Here is a 19,127-nt window from a genome sequence, read left to right as displayed (position 1 = left end):
CCAGAGCCAGAGCCAGAGCCAGAGCCAGAGCCAGAGCCAGAGCCAGAGCCAGAGCGCCAATTTTCGAGTCATCAGTCAAGCTACGCGGAAATTCGCGCAGCTGAGTTTGAAGTGCCTAATCTTGAGGATGTTCAAAAGCTACTGAGTCGCTTAGAGGCAACCAATGTAGTTGATGAATTGAATCTCGATGAGTTAATGGATCAAAACACTCAGAAAATCGCCCAGCAAGCAGACATGCAAATGTTTGATGCCGCGGTTGAGTCTGTTCAAGTGTTTGAAGAGCCAGAGATTCAAGATTGGAATCTTCCAGAGCCCGACTTATCAGTTGTTGCAGAGCCACCCGTTGAATCGCAGCAAATTAACGAGTTACAAGCTGAACCGGTAGAGACGGAACAAGTAGAAGTTAAGGCTGCTGAGTCCGAACTTAACGTTCCTGAGGTCGAAACAGTTATTGAACCTGAAACTCAATCCGGAGGTGCTGACCAGTTTACCTCTTGGGAAAGTACGGTTCGCACAGAAGACTTTCAAGTCTTGTATTTTGATGTAAACGGCGTGACCTTTGCGGTGCCACTTGATGAGCTTGGCGGTATCCATCGCCTCGAAGAGTTAAGTCATATCATTGGTAAGCCAGCTTGGTATTTAGGTTTACAAACCAACCGCGATAGTCAGCTAGATGTGGTCGACACCGCAAAATGGGTGATGTCTGAGAAACTATCAGGTGACGAATACAAAGAAAACTATCAATATATAGTCATGCTTGGAGAGAGCTTGTGGGGCCTTGCGGGCACCGAGCTAAAAGGCACCGAGCTACTTAATACAGGCAAAGTACGTTGGCGAGAAATGGCAGGGAAACGCCCATGGCTCGCTGGTATAGTAAAAGAAAAAATGTGTGCTTTGATTCATGTTGAAGCATTAATCGCCATGCTAAACGCAGGGCTAGATGTCAAAGCATTAAGCTAGTAATAAGCATCAAGTTAATAATAGTGGTCGGTAACGACGGCAAGAGGATTATCTATGTCTCATATGAGTGAAGTTGAAGTAAGAAAAGAGCAAACGAATGATGAAGTACTTCAATGGGTCACATTCCAGCTAGAAGAAGAAACTTACGGCATCAACGTAATGCAAGTACGTGAAGTATTGCGTTACAGCGAAATTGCTCCAGTACCGGGTGCTCCAGATTACGTTCTAGGTATTATCAACCTACGTGGTAACGTTGTTACTGTTATCGACACTCGTTCTCGTTTTGGTTTGATGCAAGGTGAAATCACAGATAACACTCGTATTATCGTTATTGAATCTGAGCGTCAAGTAATTGGCATCCTTGTAGATAGCGTTGCTGAAGTGGTTTACCTACGTTCTTCTGAAATCGACACAACACCAAGTGTTGGAACTGATGAAAGTGCTAAGTTCATCCAAGGTGTAAGCAACCGAGATGGCAAGCTACTTATCTTAGTAGATTTAAACAAACTACTAAGCGAAGACGAATGGGATGAGATGGCTCACCTATAATGTTTGAAGCGCTTCCGTTAAGCCCTGTCGCTCTGATATCAGGCGTTGGGGTTTTTACGTTATTCATCGTGATTTTGATTAGCAAAGTAAAACGTGCGATTCAAAAGCAGCTCGATCAGTCACGCCTACAAGTTCGTAACTTGGACAAAGAGCTTCAAAAATCGAGTAAGCAATTACTTGAGGTTCGCTCTGTTGTTGTTGGCCTTGGCCAGAAAGTGACTGAACAACAAGATCTGATAAAGCACTTGAATGAACGTATTGTTGAGTTGGAACATGCTGATACCGATGGACGCTTGTACACGCGTGCAACAAAAATGGTTCAGCTTGGTGCCGGGATAAACGAACTGATCGAAGAGTGTGAATTACCTAAAGCAGAAGCTGAGCTGATGATGTCTCTACAGAATAAGCTCGCGGGTAAGGAAAAAATCCCTTCGTTAAGAAGTAACCCTTCATCGTACAATGAGCAACTCGATGCCTCTCACGATCGCAGAGACCCGCCTCGACGTCGTTAAATTGAGCGCTTAATTCGTATTGAGCAATTGATGTTTATTACGTATTCCTCTTAAAAGAAGCTTCGGCTTCTTTTTTTTTGCAGGTTCGAACTATATGGAACGATGTTTCTAAGTGCTTGTATCTACGACAATATCCTTATTGTTGATGGAAATGTGTAAATTGTGATGAAGTGGTAACAGTTTCTTACCGACTTTGTACTATCGAAAACGCCTAGTCCTGTTTTGTCACCATATTGGTGTGCTACTATAGCACTCTCATTACTCGACTAAATTTACCTATGCTAGAAGTCTCAAATTTAACTGCTATTCGTGACGACAGGGTTCTGTTTGAATCGTTGTCTTTTCAATTGAAACCCGGTGAGCTGGTTCAGGTTGAAGGTCGTAACGGTACCGGGAAAACGACACTCCTTAGGATTATTACTGGCTTAGGCGATCGCGATGACGGCACTATCTCTTGGGACGGTGAGTCTATTGAATCGAGTCGAGATGTTTATCATCAAAATTTACTTTTTCTTGGTCACCAAACTGGCGTAAAGCGTGAGCTTAGTGCTTATGAGAACCTTAGCTTTTACCAGTCTATTCACAGTGGTGGTACAAGCAAAGACGATCTTTATCACGCGTTGGCTCAAGTCGGGCTTGCGGGTAGAGAAGATGTACCTGCAGGGCAACTTTCAGCAGGTCAACAGCGCCGAGTTGCGTTGGCTCGCCTTTGGTTGAGCAAGCAAATGTTGTGGATTCTCGATGAGCCGCTGACTGCCATTGATAAGCAGGGCGTGAAAGTTCTCGAATCTCTTTTTTCTCAGCATGCAGACAACGGTGGCATTGTGTTATTAACCACACACCAAGATATGTTTGCTGATAGCCCGAAACTAAGAAAAATAAAGTTGGGTGAGTAATATGATCTCTTCAATGACCACGATTATCCGACGCGAACTGCTGATCGCGTTTCGACGTCAAGCGGATATCTTTAACCCTTTGTGGTTCTTTATCATTGTTATAACTCTATTCCCTTTGAGTATTGGCCCTGAGCCAAATCTACTTGCACGCATTGCTGCAGGTATTGTTTGGGTGGCCGCTTTGCTCTCTGCATTGCTCTCTTTAGAGCGTCTTTTCCGCGATGATTTTCAAGATGGCGCCCTTGAGCAGATGATGCTGATGCCCATCCCGTTGCAGTTGGTAGTATTGTCCAAGGTCATAGCACACTGGTTGTTGACCGGGTTACCATTGATTCTAATCAGCCCATTGTTGGCTGTTTTGTTGTCTTTAGATTTTGATACATGGCTCTCAGTTGTGTTGACCTTGCTGGTAGGAACACCCGCACTGAGTTTTATTGGTGCGATTGGTGTTGCGTTAACCGTTGGGTTACAGAAGGGCGGAGTCCTGTTAAGCCTGTTAATCTTGCCGCTTTACATCCCCATTTTGATCTTCGCGACGTCAGCGATTGACGCTGCGGCTTTGGGCGTTGCATACAACGGCCAATTGGCCGTGCTTGGGGCAATGTTAATGGGTGCGATGACTATGACGCCTTTTGCGATCAGTGCCGCACTTAGAGTGAGTGTGAACTGATTGGGGTTCCGTTATCGTATAGCCAATGTGAACCAAACGTGTCGATTGGACTCATAGAGTCAATAAAACTGAAAGCAAGACAAATAAAATTATTATAATTATAGCTTTAATAGCTGTAAGCAATATGAAGTAAGAGTGAGATTACAACATGTGGAAATGGCTCCATCCCTATGCCAAAGCAGAAACCTCTTATCAGCTTGCTGGTAAACTTTTGCCATGGTTTTCGATCCTAGCGCTATTGTGTCTATCCGTCGGTACCGTGTGGGGGCTTGCATTTGCGCCTTCTGATTACCAACAAGGCGATAGCTTCCGTATCATCTACATCCATGTTCCGTCTGCAATTTGGTCTATGGGCGTTTACATGTCGATGGCAATTGCTGCCTTTATCGGTTTGGTATGGCAGGTAAGGCTATCAGACATGGCTGCACTGGCGATGGCACCTATTGGTGCTGTATTTACCTTCATTGCGTTACTAACCGGCGCTGTTTGGGGTAAACCAATGTGGGGTGCTTGGTGGGTTTGGGATGCGCGTTTAACCTCAGAGCTGATTCTTCTATTCCTATACTTGGGTGTGATTGCACTACACCACGCTTTTGACGACCAAAAAACAGCAGCGAAAGCGGCCGGCATTTTGGCTATCGTTGGTGTCATCAACCTACCTATCATTCACTTTTCAGTAGAGTGGTGGAACACGCTTCACCAAGGCGCGACGATCACTAAGTTCGACAAGCCTTCTATTTCAAGTGACATGTTATGGCCGCTTCTTCTTAACATCTTCGGCTTCGCCTTTTTCTTTGGTGCTGTGACTATGGTTCGTTTCCGTAACGAAATCATCAGTAAAGAAAGTCACCGTCCATGGGTTCGCAAGCTTGCGGCTGAAAAAGCGTAGTAGGGTAGGTAATTATGTATTTTGAATCTTTGAGTGATTTCTTTGCCATGGGAGGTTATGCCTCGTATGTCTGGAGTGCATTTGGAATCACATTCCTCGCGATGATCATTTTACTGGTCGTAAGCGTTCGTCGTGGTAAGCAATTACTAAATGAAGTACAAGCTAAGATTGATCGTCAAGCTCGTATCGATGCAGCAAAAAATATGGAGAACACTCTATGAACCCAAGACGTAAAAAGAGGCTGGGCATTGTCTTAGCGATCTTTTTTGGTATCAGTGCAACTGTTGGATTGATGGTTTACGCACTTAACCAGAACATGGATCTGTTCTACACACCAACTGAGCTGGTCAATGGCAAAGATGGTAAGAAACCCGAAGTGGGTCAACGCCTGCGTATTGGTGGCATGGTTGTAGTCGGCTCTGTAAGCCGCGACAATGAATCACTACGTGTAAGCTTTGATTTGCAAGATGTAGGCCCTAAAGTAACCATTCTATACGATGGCATCCTTCCTGATCTTTTCCGTGAAGGCCAAGGTATTGTTGCTCAGGGTGTTCTTAAAAATGCAACGACAATCGAAGCGTTTGAGGTGTTGGCAAAGCACGATGAAGAGTACATGCCTTCTGAAGTTGCGGAAGCAATGAAGAAAACCCATGAGCCTTTGCAATACACGACTGAACAAAAAGAAGGAAATGCTCAATGATAGCCGAGATCGGCCATTTTGCGATGATCCTGTCCTTGGGACTTGCATTGCTGCTCAGCGTGCTCCCACTGTATGGGGCCGCTCGAAATAACACATTATTGATGAACAGCGCACGACCGTTGTCGTGGGGTATGTTCGGATTCTTAGCGATTTCGTTCTTTATCTTGTGTTACGCGTTCTACACCAATGATTTTACGATTCAATACGTAGCAAGTAACTCGAATAGCCAACTGCCTTGGTACTACCGAATTACGGCGGTTTGGGGCGCTCACGAAGGTTCATTACTGCTTTGGGTTCTTATTCAAGCGGGTTGGACGGTAGCAGTAGCGACGTTTAGCCGTGGTATGCCTCAAGAGTCTGTGGCTCGCGTACTGGCTATCATGGGTTTGATTACTGTCGGCTTCTTGCTGTTCATTATCGTAACGTCTAACCCGTTCCTACGTACATTGCCTTTCTTCCCTGTCGATGGCCGTGACTTGAACCCACTACTGCAAGATCCGGGTTTGATTATTCACCCGCCAATGCTTTACATGGGTTATGTAGGTTTCTCTGTTGCGTTCTCTTTCGCAATCGCTTCTCTGATGAGCGGTCGTTTAGATACGGCATGGGCTCGTTGGTCGCGTCCTTGGACAATCGCAGCTTGGTTATTCCTAACGGTAGGTATCGCACTAGGTTCATGGTGGGCTTATTACGAACTTGGCTGGGGTGGCTGGTGGTTCTGGGATCCAGTAGAAAACGCTTCATTTATGCCTTGGTTAGCTGGTACTGCACTGATGCACTCACTAGCAGTAACCGAAAAGCGTGGCACATTTAAAGCTTGGACAGTATTGCTGGCTATCTCTGCATTCTCACTAAGCTTACTAGGTACGTTCCTAGTTCGTTCGGGCATCTTGGTATCGGTTCACGCATTCGCGTCGGATCCGGCTCGTGGTATGTTTATTCTAGGTTTCCTAGTCTTTGTTATTGGTGGTTCACTGTTGTTGTTCGCGATTAAAGGCGCATCAGTTCGTGTTCGCGGTAACTTTGATCTGGTTTCTCGTGAAAACGCCCTGCTTGGCAACAATATCTTATTGATTGCAGCACTCGTGGTTGTGCTAGTAGGTACGTTACTGCCATTAGTTCACAAACAGTTAGGCTTGGGCTCGGTATCTATCGGTGCACCATTCTTTGATATGTTGTTCTTCTGGTTAATGATCCCGTTCTCGTTCTTACTGGGTATCGGTCCTCTGATCCGTTGGAAACGTGACAACCTATCTAAGCTCGTTAAACCAATGATGATTTCAGGCGCATTCTCACTTGGCTTGAGTGCGCTAATGGTTGCTCTATTGGCTGACCGCTTCAGTGGTACTGCTTTTGCTGGTTGGGTAATGGCGTTCTGGATCATCTTCATGCACGGCTTTGAGCTGCATGAACGTGCGACTCACCGTCATACATTCCTGAAAGGTCTAACTAAGCTACCTCGTAGCCACTGGGCAATGATGTGTGGTCACATTGGTTTAGCCGTGACAGTGATTGGTATCGCGATGGTGCAAAACTACAGCATCGAACGTGATGTTCGTCTGGCGCCAGGTGAAAGCTACCAGCTTGAAGAATACAGCTTCCTGTTTACAGGGGTTCGTGACAAAGATGGTCCTAACTACGATGGTTACATTGCTGACTTTGAAATTACTAAAGAAGGCAAATACATCAACACGCTTCACGCTGAAAAACGTTTCTACACTACGGCTAAGTCTATGATGACAGAAGCAGCGATTGACCGTGGCGTAACACGCGACCTTTACATCGCAATGGGTGAACGTTTAGACGACAACAAATCTTGGGCTGTACGTATCTACTACAAACCATTTGTACGTTGGATCTGGGCAGGTTCTTTGATTATGTCGATTGGTGGTGCTATTGCTATCAGTGACCGTCGTTACCGTTTCCGTAAGCCAACAAAAAAGTCGGCTGAAGAGCAGGAGGCTTAATTCGAATGAACAAGAAGATTTTATTCATTCCATTGATTGCGTTCATGGTTCTAGCTGGAATCTTTGCAACGCAATTAATGCGCAACCAGTCGGGTGATGATCCGACTAAGCTTGAATCGGTATTGATTGGTAAGCCTGTTCCTGAGTTCGGTCTAGAAGACTTAGAACAACCAGGTAAGTTTCATGATCAAGCGATCTTTAAAGGTGAGCCACTGCTTCTTAACGTATGGGCAACTTGGTGTCCTACTTGTTATGCAGAGCACTCTTACCTGAATAAGCTCGCAGCTCAAGGCGTTAAGATCATTGGTCTTAACTACAAAGATGACCGCAACAAAGCAGTTGGTTGGTTAAAAGAACTGGGTAACCCGTACCTAATCAGTCTGTTTGATGGCAACGGTATGCTAGGTCTTGACCTTGGCGTATATGGCGCTCCTGAGACATTCTTAATTGATGCCAACGGCGTGGTTCGTTACCGCCATGTTGGTGACGTGAACCCAACCAACTGGGCATCGACGCTTGAGCCGATGTATCAAGAGTTGTTGGAGGAATCGAAATGATTAGAAAGGCACTGATTAGGCTATTCGCTACGTTCGCAATCTCAGCGACAGTTGCTGCTGCGCCTATCGAATTTCATGAATTCGATACTGTGGATCAAGAACAGCAGTTCAAAGAGTTGAGCAATACGTTGCGTTGCCCTAAATGTCAGAACAACACGATTGGTGATTCGAACGCTGAACTCGCGGTCGACTTACGCCAAAAAGTGTACGAGATGACAAAAGACGGCAAGTCGAAGCAAGATATCATTGATTACATGATTGCTCGCTACGGTAACTTTGTGACTTACAATCCGCCACTGACGCTAGCAACATCAATTCTTTGGATTGGTCCGTTTGCGGTTGTTGTGTTTGGATTTGGTTTGATTGTTTTACGAAGCAGAAAGTCAAAATCAAAAACAGCAGTAGAGTCAGATAAAGACTGGGATGCAGACAAAGAAGCTCGCTTAAAAGCGTTACTCGATGAAGAGAACGACGGAGATAAGAAGTAATGACTCTATTTTGGATTTCTACCATTATCCTTTCGCTAGCGGCAATTTTCTTAATTGTTCTGCCTTTTATTAACAAGAAGGCAAACAATGACGAAATGCTTCGCGACGAGTTGAACAAAGCATTCTATAAAGACCGTCTTGTCGAGTTAGAAGTAGAAGCAGAAGAAGGCCTTGTTGATAATCAACAAGAGCTTATTGCTGATTTGAAACAGTCTCTACTTGATGATGTACCTGCTCAGCAAGAGATGAAGAAGACTCAAATCTCAACGCTTGGTGTAGTTTTACCGTCGATCATCCTTGTCGTCGTTGTGACTTATGGTATGTACTTTAAGTTTGGTGCATTGGACAAAGTTCAACACTGGCAAGAAGTGAGTTCGAACCTTCCTGAATTGTCTAAAAAGCTAATGTCATCGGAAGGTGGAGCACTAACGGATGATGAACTGGAAGATTTGACTCTAGCGCTTCGTACTCGTCTGCATTATCAACCAAAAGATTCAACAGGTTGGTTGCTGCTAGGTCGTATTGCATTGGCTAACCGCGACGCTGAAACAGCAAAAGATTCTATGGAAAGAGCTTACAAGCTTGAACCTAAGAATGAAGATGTTCAGTTAGGGTTCGCGCAAGCACTGATGCTTTCTCCTGATGAAGCCGATCAGAACCAAGCTCGTTTGATTTTGAGCCGTTTGATTCAAAACGATTACGTCGACCTTCGTGTATTCTCACTGCTAGCGTTCGATGCGTTTGAGCGTCAAGACTACCCGGGTGCTGTGAAGTACTGGAGCATCATGCAACAGATGATTGGTCCACAAGACAGTCGCTATGAAATGCTTTCGCGCAGTATTGAAAGTGCTCAGAAGAAAATGGGCGACACTATGGGTGTCGACCAAGGTAAGACTGTTGCTGTAACGCTCGATCTATCTGCTGACGTTAACGCTGACCCTAATTCAGTGTTAATTGTGTCAGTACACAGAGCGGATGGTTCTCCAATGCCTATCGCAGCCGCTCGTTACCCACTAGGGACTTTCCCTCGTACTGTTGTGCTAGATGACGGCAACAGCATGCTGGAAGGACAAGAGCTGTCTAGCCTTGAAACTCTGATGGTTAGAGCTAGGCTTGATACAGACGGCAACGTTTCAACTCGCGAAGGCGATTGGTACGGTGAAAGTGAAGTGGTTGAATTGGGCGCTCCAGTCACCATTGATATCAATAAGCAATATTAATCATCACTTTGCATAGGTGTTAGCTATTCCGATTTGTAGATAAACGGTATAGACTTAGCCAAACAATTGAGGCCAGCGATTGCTGGCCTTTTTTATTATTCCTTATGGAAAAGGTGATATGTCTGCCAGTGTTTTAAGACTCTCGAGTTTACTTTTTATCGCAAGCTTAACGGTTGGGTGTTCAAGTGCGCCGGACGAAAGTGTTGACGATGATAACCTCGAAACCTCTGAATACGTCGAAGAGTCCCACCCGAATGATCCTTTTGAAGGCTTCAACCGAGCGATGTGGGATATCAACTACGAATATCTAGATCCTTATTTAGTTCGCCCTGTTTCCCTCGCTTATGTTGACTACACCCCTGTGCCAGTGCGTTCTGGTATCTCCAACTTTTTAGCCAACTTAGACGAACCTGCAAGTATGGTGAACAACCTGATCATGGGTAATGGCGAGAGAGCTGTCGATCATTTCAACCGTTTTTGGATTAACTCAACGATTGGTTTGTTAGGCTTAATCGATATTGCCAGCGAAGCGGGGATCACCAAATACGACGATAAGTCGTTCTCTGATGCGATTGGTCACTACGGGGTAGGGAATGGTCCGTACTTTATGGTGCCGGGTTATGGCCCGTTAACAACGCGAGAAGTGACTGAAACCGTCGATGGCTTGTATGTTCCTTTATCTTTCTTGAACTTCTGGACGAGCTTAGGTAAATGGGCATTTGAAGGCATGGAAACACGTGCTCAGTTAGTGTCACAAGAAGCTTTGTTGGATAACTCGCCAGACCCATATGCATTGACGCGAGATGTTTATATTCAACGTCGTGATTTCAAAGCTGAGATAGAACCTGATGAGGTTGATCTTGAAGAAGAAGATTTCCTTGATGGCTATTTAGAAGATTTTTAATTGCAGATAAAAGAAAGGCTCGATGTTGATAATAACATCGAGCCTTTTTAATGCGTCTGACTTTAGATTAAATCAAAAGATTAGAAGCGGTAGTTCGCTTGAATACCCACTAGCCAAATACTGCCTGTCACTTCGCCTTCGAAGCTTCCACCAAAATAGTCGGCACCTGGTTCAAATGGTTGCAATGTACCAAGATCTGACTCATGCATTTTAGCGTCTTTCGCTAGAATGTAAGTGAAGCCAGCATCTAACGTTAGTTGCTCAGACCACTGGTATCCAGCACCAATACTTAACCAAGTACGGTCTGTCTCTGGAATCGTCGCAGTACGGTGCTCTTCGCTTACTGCTGAAGTATCATATGCAATACCAGAACGTAGAGCTAACTTAGGTGTCATTTGGTAAGTGGTACCAATAGCAAAGCGGTAGTTGTCTTCCCAGTTTTCTTCTTTGATTGGCACTGATTCCGTTGGGAAATCAGCAACAAGTTCTTTGAAGCTGCTCCAATTTGTCCAGTTGATACTCGCGTGTATAGCAACTGTTTCTGTAAGTTGGTGGAAGCTCGCTAGCTCAGCAGTCGCTGGTAGCGCTAGTTCCATTGAACCACTTCTTTTTTGGCCTTGTGGAAGTTCGAAGCCTGCACCTTCTGCGTGGCCTTTAAGAGTGAGGTCAACTTCAGACTTATAGGTAAAGCCTAAGCGGTTATTTTCATTGATTTGCCAAGCGGTACCTACTTGCCAGCCCCACGCTGTATCATCGCCTTCCATGTATTTAAGAGTGTCCCCTTTTTCTACACTACCTAATGTAGATGAAGCAACGGCCCCAAAGCTACCTTCAGCCATGATGTATCGAACACCACCACCAATCGACAGACTTTCAAGTACTTGGTATGCAGCGTTTAGGTTCAGTTCCATACTGATAACGCTCGCTTCGTTACCGTGGTTTGCGCCGCCAAAATCTTTACCTAGGTCGGTTTCCATACCGTAGTTAGTGCCTGCAGCGAAGCCCAACGCGAATTTTTCATTGTACTTATGAGAAACATAAAAGTTTGGAATTACTGCGCTGTGAGCGAAATCACTTGAATTTGATGGAGTCGTTGAAGCACCACCAACTGAAGTCGAAGTTCCATCGATATCAATATTTGGATCAACATAGATAGCGCCAACAGAAACCTGAGTTCCTTCTAAGTAAGTAAGAAGAGCAGGGTTACGCCACTGTGAACCAGCGTTGTCTGCGATCGCGGCTTCACCAGCGTATGCTCGGCCTAGGCCTGTTGCTGAGTATTCTGCTAGTTGAAAACCTGCCGCGTGAGTCACGGTAGAAGTCGAAAGTAGTCCAACTGCCACTGCAGCAGATAGAAGAGTCTTATTCATTTTCATTATTATGTTCGCTGAATCATAAGTATTTAGTGGCGTGATTCTACTTTTAGAGTTATTACTTTAGAAATGAAATTCGAATAAAACAGTGTTTTAGGGATTTAATGAGTAAATGTGACTAATTATTAGGTAAATAGTCTGAATGTTTCGGCTGTGTTGCGAAGTTTGAGCGTACACTTGTAGGCATATTTTGCCTCTGCAGGCTACAGCTGTAAGCCTAAATCGATGCGGGCCAGTGGTTTAGGCAACAAAAAAGGGTCGCGTAATGCGACCCTTTGGGGATTTTTAACCTAGCTTTAGCTTATATTAGAAGCTGCGGCTGTACTGCAGGCCTAGTAGAATTGCATCAGCGTGTGTTGTACCTGAAACTGACGCAAATGGTACGCTTGTCTCATCAACTTTCACATCATCACCCAATAGGTAAGTAAAGCCAAAGTCTACATTTGAAGCTGTGTCAATGTGGTAAGTGAAACCAGCAGAGAACCATTGGCGGTCAGAATCTGGTACTGAGATTGATGTCAGCTTGTCTTGTGCGCTTGTGTCATACATGTAACCCGTACGAAGTGTCCAAGTGTCATTTAGGTAGTAAGTACCACCAATAGCGTAGTGCCAACCGTCCTGCCATTCGTATGCTTTTTCAGTGTACGGTATGCTACCAGCTAGCTTGACATTTTCGAAATCGATTTTATCGAATGCGCCCCAGCCAATCCATTGAACAGAGTAGTGAACAGCAAACTTGGTATCTTCGATTCTGTGGTAACCAGAGAATTCAGCCATGTCTGGTAAAGGTAGTGTGATCTCTTGGCCTTTATCATCTTTAGCTGTTATTTCTGGGCTGTAACGGTACGATAGACCAAAACGGTTGTTTTCATCTAGTTCATATACAGTGCCGACGTTAAAGCCAACACCCCAACCATCGGCTTTATCGATATCTAGAAGGTCTACTGCACCGCCGCCAATAACTGGAGTGCCGCCACGTTTCATTGTGCCTTGACCGTAAATTAGATCTAGACCAGCACCAAAGCTCCATTGGTTATTTAGGCGGTATGAGCCAGATAAACCAAAGTTGATACTCATGATGTCGGTTAAACCACCATACTCGTTCGCTACGTAATCATCAGAGAATTCAGTTTTTGTACCGAAGTTCGAATATGCATTTACACCCCATGCAAACTTGTCATTTACAGGTACGATAAGGTGGATGTTTGGAGCTATAGAAGTATCGCCGACGTCATCGTAATCCGCATTAACACCTGGCGAGCCTGGTGCCGTGTACGTCGCGTCCTTAACTTCGATCATAGAAGTGATGCTTTCAAAACCAAGAGAAAGCTCAGTTTTGTCAAAAAGTGCCATTGCTGCAGGGTTACGTGCCATTACTGACGCGTTATCTGCGATTACTGCATCACCAGCGAAAGCACGGCCGATGCCGGTAGCTGATTGTGCGTTAAGTTGGAAACCTGCTGCCATCGCTTGCGAAGACGCCAGTGTGATTGTTACTGCTAAAAGAGACTTTTTAAACAGACGCGTGTTGTTGGTAGTCATTCATTTATTCCTTTATATATCCGCCTCTACAGGGCGATTAATTTGAGCAATTGCTCAATGGTGGCTGATCCTATTCGGAAGTATACGATATACAAATCCGACCATTGATAAATTTGAGTGGAAAGTTATGGAAATGACGCCTATCTGGCACGAAAATGGTGCGAAATGCTATTTTTTAGAGTTTTAACTCTAGAGGTATTGGGGGTGTGAATGGTTTTGCGGATTATCTATAAATAAAGCCCAGCAATATCAGTGGTATAATTGCTGGGCCTTTTGTAGCGGGGCTTTAAGAGCGAATTAGCTCATCGGTTTGATCATTTTTGTCAGCTTTTCGGCGATTTTGGAAACATCCTCACCATTTTCACCCACAAGGATTAAGCTGCTGCCATCTACGGGTGTGACTGAACCAGACATACCTTCTTCATCAAAGTCGATAGGTTTGTCTGTCGGAATACCGGTTAAAAACAGTGTTACTTTGCCTTTTGCGCCTTGGAAGACCATATGTACCGCGTTGGATTTACCAAAACCACAGTGGTTTAGGTAATAAACGTGGTAAGGGAAAGCATCATCAAACTGAAAAGCAAATGGATTCATTTTTGCGTTGATCTGCTGCGATGTGACCTGTTCATCGATGGAGCTCACAAAGCTCTTCTCATCAACAACATGCTTCATCGCGGTATCAACCAAACTCGCTTGAGCGGGTGAAACCAATGCATTTCCCCAATTCACTTGGCCAACTAATAACCCAGCAACAAATGCCACTGAGGCAGCCATTGCCATTGCACGTCTCGCAAACGTAGGCCTTACTACTTTGCTTTCTTCGCTTGAGGTCTGATTGAACAGAATACGATCAGCAAGATCGTCTGGCACATCCACATTCATCGCTGAATGGATCTGCTTATCAAGCGCTAGTACATCGTCTAAGAAGTTACTATTGGCTTCGCTATTCGCGGCCGCATCAACAATATCTTGTGTACGTTGTTTAGGTTCCGACAATACACGACGACGAAATTCCAAATCATCCATTATGTTGCCCCCTCTCTGCCTCTTCTGTATCCAACAGCTCTTTCAACTGATTTCGAGCTCTGAATAAACGTGTCATCACCGTGTTTTTGTTGAGATCGAGAATATCGGCAATCTCATCACCACTAAAACCACCAATCACTTGCAAGAAGAGAGGTTCACGGTAATCAATTTCAAGTCTCATGATCTGGGTTTGCAACCATTGGTGCTGATGGTGCGGGTCATCACTGACACTAGCATCGTTACCGTGGTCGTCGATATCAACCAGATCAAACTGTTTGCGTTCAAAACGCCGAGCGTTCTCGCGTCTTAAGATGGTAATCAGCCAAGATTTAGCGGCCTTTTCATCTTGAAGGCTATCGAGTGACTTCCATGCACGAAGGCAAGTTTCTTGAACTAAGTCTTCGGCAATGCTTTTGTCTTTACATAACCAATAGGCGTAGCGAAAGAGGTCACGATGATAGGCACGTACGAGTGCTTCGTATTTTCTTTGTTTGTCCATATCAGAGTTGACCGGACGCTTGGCTGTTTTCTTTCCAAACATTTTTATTATTGACACACGAGCCTCCATAATTGCTCTGCGTATAGCTGTCCTCTATACGTTGTGCTTCGTTTTTATATTTTTAGAGCTAACGATCGGCAGGAAATCGTAAAATCACATTAAAATTGATCTACTTCAAAATCTAAGGCTTAGAACTCGCTATAGTACACCTTGTCGTCTAGTTAGTCATTCGTGGCTAGCATGTTGAGCAAGACGACACTTCCTTTTGAAGGCTGACTTTACTTTCTCCTAATCAGGAAACTGATTATTTCAATTGGCGCTAAGTTAATTGCTTTATATACATTCCGACCACACAGCTTTGTGTGGTTTTTTTTTGCCTCAAGAAAACCATTCTCTACATTGCGATAACAGTCTTGGCTTACAATAGTTTAGTCTCTTACGACAACCTTTCCCCCAAAAAGGTTCGCCTGAATGTGCAGTTATATTTTCAAACAGTGAGATACTCGTATCACGTTTATTTAAACGCTCGTTTGATTTAATTAACAACTTCTTTACAATGCTTCAGGTCAGACCTCTTAACTTTAAGGAGAAACCATGGGCAAACAGGAAGTCAAAACGCGTTCTGGAGAACGTGTTGCCGTTGTCGCTGGATTACGAACCCCATTCGCTCGTCAGAGCACAGAATTTAGCCAAGTGCCTGCGGTTGACCTAGGCAAAATGGTTGTGAGCGAAATGCTTGCAAGAACGGATGTTGATCCTGCGCTTATCGAACAAGTCGTGTTCGGCCAAGTCGTACAAATGCCAGAAGCGCCTAACATTGCGCGTGAAATCGTATTGGGCACAGGCATGGACATCAATACCGATGCCTACAGTGTTACACGAGCATGTGCGACCAGCTTCCAAGCAGCAGTCAACGTGACCGAAAGTATTATGGCTGGCACGATTGATGTTGGTATTGCGGGCGGCGCGGATTCTTCTTCTGTATTGCCTATCGGTGTTTCGAAAAAGTTAGCGGCAAATCTATTAGCGCTGAGTAAAACGAAAACTATGGGTCAAAAGCTGAAAATTCTTAAAACGCTTTCCGTTAAAGATCTCATGCCAGTACCGCCTGCTGTAGCAGAATACTCGACCGGTTTATCCATGGGACAAACGGCTGAGCAGATGGCGAAGACACATGGTATTACTCGCGAAGCTCAAGATGCACTAGCTCACCGTTCTCACTCTTTGGCTTCTCAAGCATGGAAAGAAGGCAAGATTAAAGACGAAGTGATGACGGCGTTCCCAGCGCCTTACAAAAAGTATTTAGCGGAAGACAACAACATTCGCCACGACTCAACCGTTGAAGGCTACGCTAAGCTGCGCCCTGCATTTGATAGAAAGTACGGCAGTGTAACGGCAGCCAATGCTACACCACTGACTGACGGTGGCGCTGCGGTTATGTTGATGCGCGAAGGTAAAGCGAAAGAGCTAGGCTTAGAAGTGCTTGGTTATATCCGTGGCTATGCGTTCTCAGCGATTGGTGTTGAAACAGATATGTTGATGGGCCCGACTTACGCGACCTCGCAAGTATTAAAGAACACAGGCCTAGAGCTTTCAGATTTGACGCTGATCGAGATGCACGAAGCATTCGCTGCACAAGTTCTGGCGAATGTGAAAATGTTTGCAAGTGACGAGTTTGCTCAGAAAAATCTTGGCCGCGACAAAGCGATCGGTGAGATTGATATGGAGAAGTTCAACGTTCTGGGTAGCTCAATTGCTTACGGACACCCGTTTGCTGCGACTGGCGCGCGCATGATGACTCAAACATTACGTGAACTGAAACGTCGCGGTGGCGGCTTGGCACTGAACACAGCTTGTGCGGCTGGTGGTTTAGGTGCAGCAATGATCTTGGAGGTAGAATAATGTCTACGACTCTTGATGCAAAAACAGAAAAAGAAGTAGTCACTCAACCAGATTCAGCGACTGCCATTGAATCGACAAGTAGTGAATCAACCAAAAAGAAAGCGACTGCATTTACTCTTAATATCGACGAGCAAGATATTGCTTGGTTAGCGATCGATGTGCCAAACGAGAAAATGAACACACTGCAAGCGGCTTTTGCGGAAGAAATGAAAGCCATCTTCGAGCAGCTAAAAGAAAAGCAGAGCCGAGTTAAGGGCTTAATCGTTCATTCACTTAAGCCAGATAACTTTATCGCTGGTGCTGATGTAAGAATGCTTGATGCGTGTAAAACGGCTGACGAAGCACAGTCTCTCGCTCGCCAAGGGCAGGAGATGTTCCAAACTCTGTCTGAACTGCCATACCCAGTGGTCGCAGCGATTCACGGCCCATGTCTTGGTGGCGGCTTAGAGCTCGCACTGGCGTGTGATTACCGCGTATGTACCGATTCAGATAAGACACGTCTTGGGCTACCAGAAGTACAGTTAGGTCTGTTACCAGGCTCTGGCGGTACGCAACGTCTGCCTCGCCTTATCGGTTTGCTGCCATCGCTCAACCTAATTCTAACGGGCAAGCAACTGCGCGCTAAGAAAGCGAAATCGCTCGGTGTTGTGGATGCTTGTGTACCTGAAACTATCCTGCTTGAAGTAGCAAAAAGCTTTGTTGAAAAGAATACGGGTAGTAAAAAAGGTAAGCGTCTGGCGTCTAAAAACCAAGCTTCAACCAAAGAGAAACTGATTTCACGTAATGGCCTTGGTCGTAAAGTGATTTTTGAACAAGCGTCTAAGAAGACGAATCAGAAAACACGCGGCAATTACCCAGCAGCAGATGCGATTCTAGATGTGATTCGTTATGGCCTAGAGAACGGCTTTGAAAAAGGCCTTCAGTATGAAGCCAAGCGTTTCTCTGAGCTAGTAATGACTTCTGAATCTAAAGCCCTTCGTTCGATTTTCTTTGCAACGACGGAAATGAAAAAAGAACACGGTGCAGACGCAGAGCCGAAAGCGGTTAAGCGTGTTGGTGTGCTTGGCGGCGGTCTTATGGGCGCAGGTATAAGCCATGTCAGCGTTGCTAAAGCGAAAGTGCCTGTGCGTATTAAAGACGTATCCAATGAAGGTGTGTTGAACGCGCTTAACTACAACTTCAAGTTGTTCGATAAGCAGCGTAAGCGTCGCATTCTGAGCAGAGCGGGCCTCGAAAGTAAGATGCTTCAGCTTTCTGGTGGTATCGACTTCACGAGTTTTAATCACACCGATGTGGTGATTGAAGCGGTGTTTGAAGACCTAGACCTTAAGCAGTCAATGGTTGCGGATATCGAAGCCAATGCCAAGCCAGAGACTATCTTCGCGACCAATACTTCTTCACTGCCAATCCATAAGATTGCAGAGAAGGCGAAGCGCCCAGAAAATGTGGTCGGTCTTCACTACTTCAGCCCAGCTGAGAAAATGCCGCTGGTTGAGGTTATCCCTCATGAAACAACCTCAGAAGAGACGATTTCGACAGTAGTTGCATTAGCGAAGAAGCAAGGTAAAACGCCGATTGTTGTTAAAGATACGGCCGGTTTCTATGTGAACCGTATTCTTGCTCCGTACATGAATGAAGCAGCGCACTTGCTACTAGCGAACGAGCCGATTGAAAAGCTCGATAGCACGTTATTGGACTTCGGTTTCCCTGTTGGCCCAATTACCTTGCTAGATGAGGTGGGTGTTGATATCGGTGCGAAGATCATTCCGATTTTAGTGAATGAGCTTGGCGACCGTTTCCAAGGCCCAGATGTGTTCGACATTCTGTTGAATGACAACCGTAAAGGCCGTAAGAGCGGTAAAGGTTTCTACACCTACAAAGGGAAGAAGAAGGAAGTGGATAAGTCAGTTTACAAGCTGCTTAAGCTGCAACCAGATCCTAAGTTGAGTGATAACGATATTGCGATGCGCTGTGTGTTACCTATGCTGAATGAAGCGGTTCGTTGTCTAGATGATGGCATTATCCGCAGCCCTCGTGATGGCGATATTGGTGCGATTTTCGGTATCGGTTTCCCGCCATTCCTAGGTGGTCCGTTCCGTTACATGGATCAAATTGGTATCAAGTCACTGGTTGAGATGATGAACGACTTTGCTAAGAAGTACGGTGATCGTTTTGCGCCATGTGATGGCCTACTGACACGTGCTGGGTTGGATGAGTCTTTCTACAAGTAATTCTCTAAACTATTGATTATGAAGCCCATATCAAGCAATTGATGTGGGCTTTTTGTTTTTGATAGTGTGAAAAACAAGAGACTCCCGATTAAGTCGTTCCTCCTTCTCGGGAATGATGGTCGAGAAATAAAAAGTAAGTTATTTATTGATAAGAAAGGTGGTCAAACACTTCTCAATTGAAACTACCGTCATCTCCTAAAGCGACGAAGGAGCGTAATAGGAGATCTGCTTTTGTGCTGCAC

General features: G+C 45.1%; 19 protein-coding genes. 15 read left to right on the top strand and 4 right to left on the bottom strand.

Features of this window, described 5'->3' with window-relative positions; translation table 11 throughout:
* The 13 genes from OQJ75_RS16500 to OQJ75_RS16440 form a co-directional block, all read left to right on the top strand.
* Nucleotides 1-960, top strand: a 960-nt coding sequence (locus OQJ75_RS16500; RefSeq protein ID WP_266067238.1) for a chemotaxis protein CheW, incomplete at its 5' end; no start/stop codon positions are given.
* 54 nt (nucleotides 961-1,014) lie between these two features.
* Nucleotides 1,015-1,509, top strand: a complete 495-nt coding sequence (locus OQJ75_RS16495; RefSeq protein WP_017064109.1) for a chemotaxis protein CheW — start codon at nucleotides 1,015-1,017, stop codon at nucleotides 1,507-1,509.
* Entirely contained in the window at nucleotides 1,509-2,021 is a 513-nt protein-coding gene (locus OQJ75_RS16490) for a DUF2802 domain-containing protein (protein WP_265974075.1), read from the top strand. Before OQJ75_RS16495 ends, OQJ75_RS16490 begins: the two co-directional genes overlap by 1 nt.
* Nucleotides 2,022-2,299: 278 nt before the next feature.
* On the top strand, nucleotides 2,300-2,917 hold the full coding sequence (gene ccmA / locus OQJ75_RS16485) for a cytochrome c biogenesis heme-transporting ATPase CcmA (RefSeq protein ID WP_102421315.1): 618 nt from the start codon (nucleotides 2,300-2,302) through the stop codon (nucleotides 2,915-2,917).
* Between the two features lies 1 nt (nucleotide 2,918).
* Entirely contained in the window at nucleotides 2,919-3,587 is a 669-nt protein-coding gene (gene ccmB / locus OQJ75_RS16480; protein WP_017060658.1) for a heme exporter protein CcmB, read from the top strand.
* A 148-nt stretch (nucleotides 3,588-3,735) separates the two neighbouring features.
* Nucleotides 3,736-4,476, top strand: coding sequence for a heme ABC transporter permease (locus OQJ75_RS16475; protein WP_017064107.1), 741 nt, complete (start codon nucleotides 3,736-3,738; stop codon nucleotides 4,474-4,476).
* Nucleotides 4,477-4,490: 14 nt separating this feature from the next.
* Nucleotides 4,491-4,697, top strand: coding sequence for a heme exporter protein CcmD (ccmD, locus tag OQJ75_RS16470; RefSeq protein ID WP_009848525.1), 207 nt, complete (start codon nucleotides 4,491-4,493; stop codon nucleotides 4,695-4,697).
* Nucleotides 4,694-5,176 (top strand): cytochrome c maturation protein CcmE, encoded by a 483-nt coding sequence (gene ccmE / locus OQJ75_RS16465; RefSeq protein WP_017064106.1) that lies wholly within the window; start codon nucleotides 4,694-4,696, stop codon nucleotides 5,174-5,176. The genes ccmD and ccmE overlap by 4 nt, the downstream gene beginning before the upstream one ends.
* Complete coding sequence (locus tag OQJ75_RS16460) at nucleotides 5,173-7,143, top strand: heme lyase CcmF/NrfE family subunit (protein ID WP_248388037.1); 1,971 nt, start codon at nucleotides 5,173-5,175, stop codon at nucleotides 7,141-7,143. Before ccmE ends, OQJ75_RS16460 begins: the two co-directional genes overlap by 4 nt.
* A 5-nt stretch (nucleotides 7,144-7,148) precedes the next feature.
* Nucleotides 7,149-7,700, top strand: coding sequence for a DsbE family thiol:disulfide interchange protein (locus tag OQJ75_RS16455; RefSeq protein WP_019824846.1), 552 nt, complete (start codon nucleotides 7,149-7,151; stop codon nucleotides 7,698-7,700).
* Nucleotides 7,697-8,188 (top strand): cytochrome c-type biogenesis protein, encoded by a 492-nt coding sequence (locus tag OQJ75_RS16450; RefSeq protein ID WP_265974074.1) that lies wholly within the window; start codon nucleotides 7,697-7,699, stop codon nucleotides 8,186-8,188. The genes OQJ75_RS16455 and OQJ75_RS16450 overlap by 4 nt, the downstream gene beginning before the upstream one ends.
* Nucleotides 8,188-9,408 (top strand): c-type cytochrome biogenesis protein CcmI, encoded by a 1,221-nt coding sequence (ccmI, locus tag OQJ75_RS16445; protein WP_265974073.1) that lies wholly within the window; start codon nucleotides 8,188-8,190, stop codon nucleotides 9,406-9,408. Before OQJ75_RS16450 ends, ccmI begins: the two co-directional genes overlap by 1 nt.
* 118 nt (nucleotides 9,409-9,526) lie before the next feature.
* The gene (locus OQJ75_RS16440) at nucleotides 9,527-10,312 is read left to right on the top strand and encodes a VacJ family lipoprotein (RefSeq protein ID WP_265974072.1); all 786 of its coding nucleotides are present in this window, start codon (nucleotides 9,527-9,529) and stop codon (nucleotides 10,310-10,312) included.
* Nucleotides 10,313-10,392: 80 nt separating this feature from the next.
* On the opposite strand, the gene OQJ75_RS16435 is transcribed toward OQJ75_RS16440, so the two are convergent.
* The 4 genes from OQJ75_RS16435 to OQJ75_RS16420 all read right to left on the bottom strand — a co-directional run bounded on the left by OQJ75_RS16435 (nucleotide 10,393) and on the right by OQJ75_RS16420 (nucleotide 14,794).
* On the bottom strand, nucleotides 10,393-11,688 hold the full coding sequence (locus OQJ75_RS16435; protein WP_265974071.1) for an outer membrane protein transport protein: 1,296 nt from the start codon (nucleotides 11,686-11,688) through the stop codon (nucleotides 10,393-10,395).
* Nucleotides 11,689-11,991: 303 nt separating this feature from the next.
* Nucleotides 11,992-13,227: an outer membrane protein transport protein gene (locus tag OQJ75_RS16430; protein WP_171311947.1), complete on the bottom strand. Its 1,236-nt coding sequence runs from the start codon at nucleotides 13,225-13,227 to the stop codon at nucleotides 11,992-11,994.
* A 297-nt stretch (nucleotides 13,228-13,524) separates the two neighbouring features.
* Nucleotides 13,525-14,253: a DUF3379 domain-containing protein gene (locus OQJ75_RS16425; RefSeq protein WP_265974070.1), complete on the bottom strand. Its 729-nt coding sequence runs from the start codon at nucleotides 14,251-14,253 to the stop codon at nucleotides 13,525-13,527.
* Nucleotides 14,246-14,794 (bottom strand): sigma-70 family RNA polymerase sigma factor, encoded by a 549-nt coding sequence (locus tag OQJ75_RS16420; RefSeq protein ID WP_248374853.1) that lies wholly within the window; start codon nucleotides 14,792-14,794, stop codon nucleotides 14,246-14,248. Before OQJ75_RS16420 ends, OQJ75_RS16425 begins: the two co-directional genes overlap by 8 nt.
* 552 nt (nucleotides 14,795-15,346) lie before the next feature.
* Between OQJ75_RS16420 and fadI the strand changes: the two genes are divergently transcribed.
* Nucleotides 15,347-16,654 carry an acetyl-CoA C-acyltransferase FadI gene (fadI, locus tag OQJ75_RS16415; protein ID WP_048607862.1) on the top strand — a complete coding sequence of 436 codons (1,308 nt, stop codon included), beginning with the start codon at nucleotides 15,347-15,349 and terminating at the stop codon, nucleotides 16,652-16,654.
* A complete protein-coding gene (fadJ, locus tag OQJ75_RS16410; RefSeq protein WP_265974069.1) occupies nucleotides 16,654-18,885 on the top strand; it encodes a fatty acid oxidation complex subunit alpha FadJ in 2,232 nt (743 codons plus the stop codon). The genes fadI and fadJ overlap by 1 nt, the downstream gene beginning before the upstream one ends.
* The last annotated feature ends 242 nt before the right edge of the window (nucleotides 18,886-19,127 follow it).

It is taken from the genome of Vibrio sp. 14G-20 (assembly GCF_026241515.1).
Lineage (GTDB): Bacteria > Pseudomonadota > Gammaproteobacteria > Enterobacterales > Vibrionaceae > Vibrio.
Note: the sequence above shows the minus strand (reverse complement) of the source record. Positions and strands in the feature narration are given on the sequence as shown.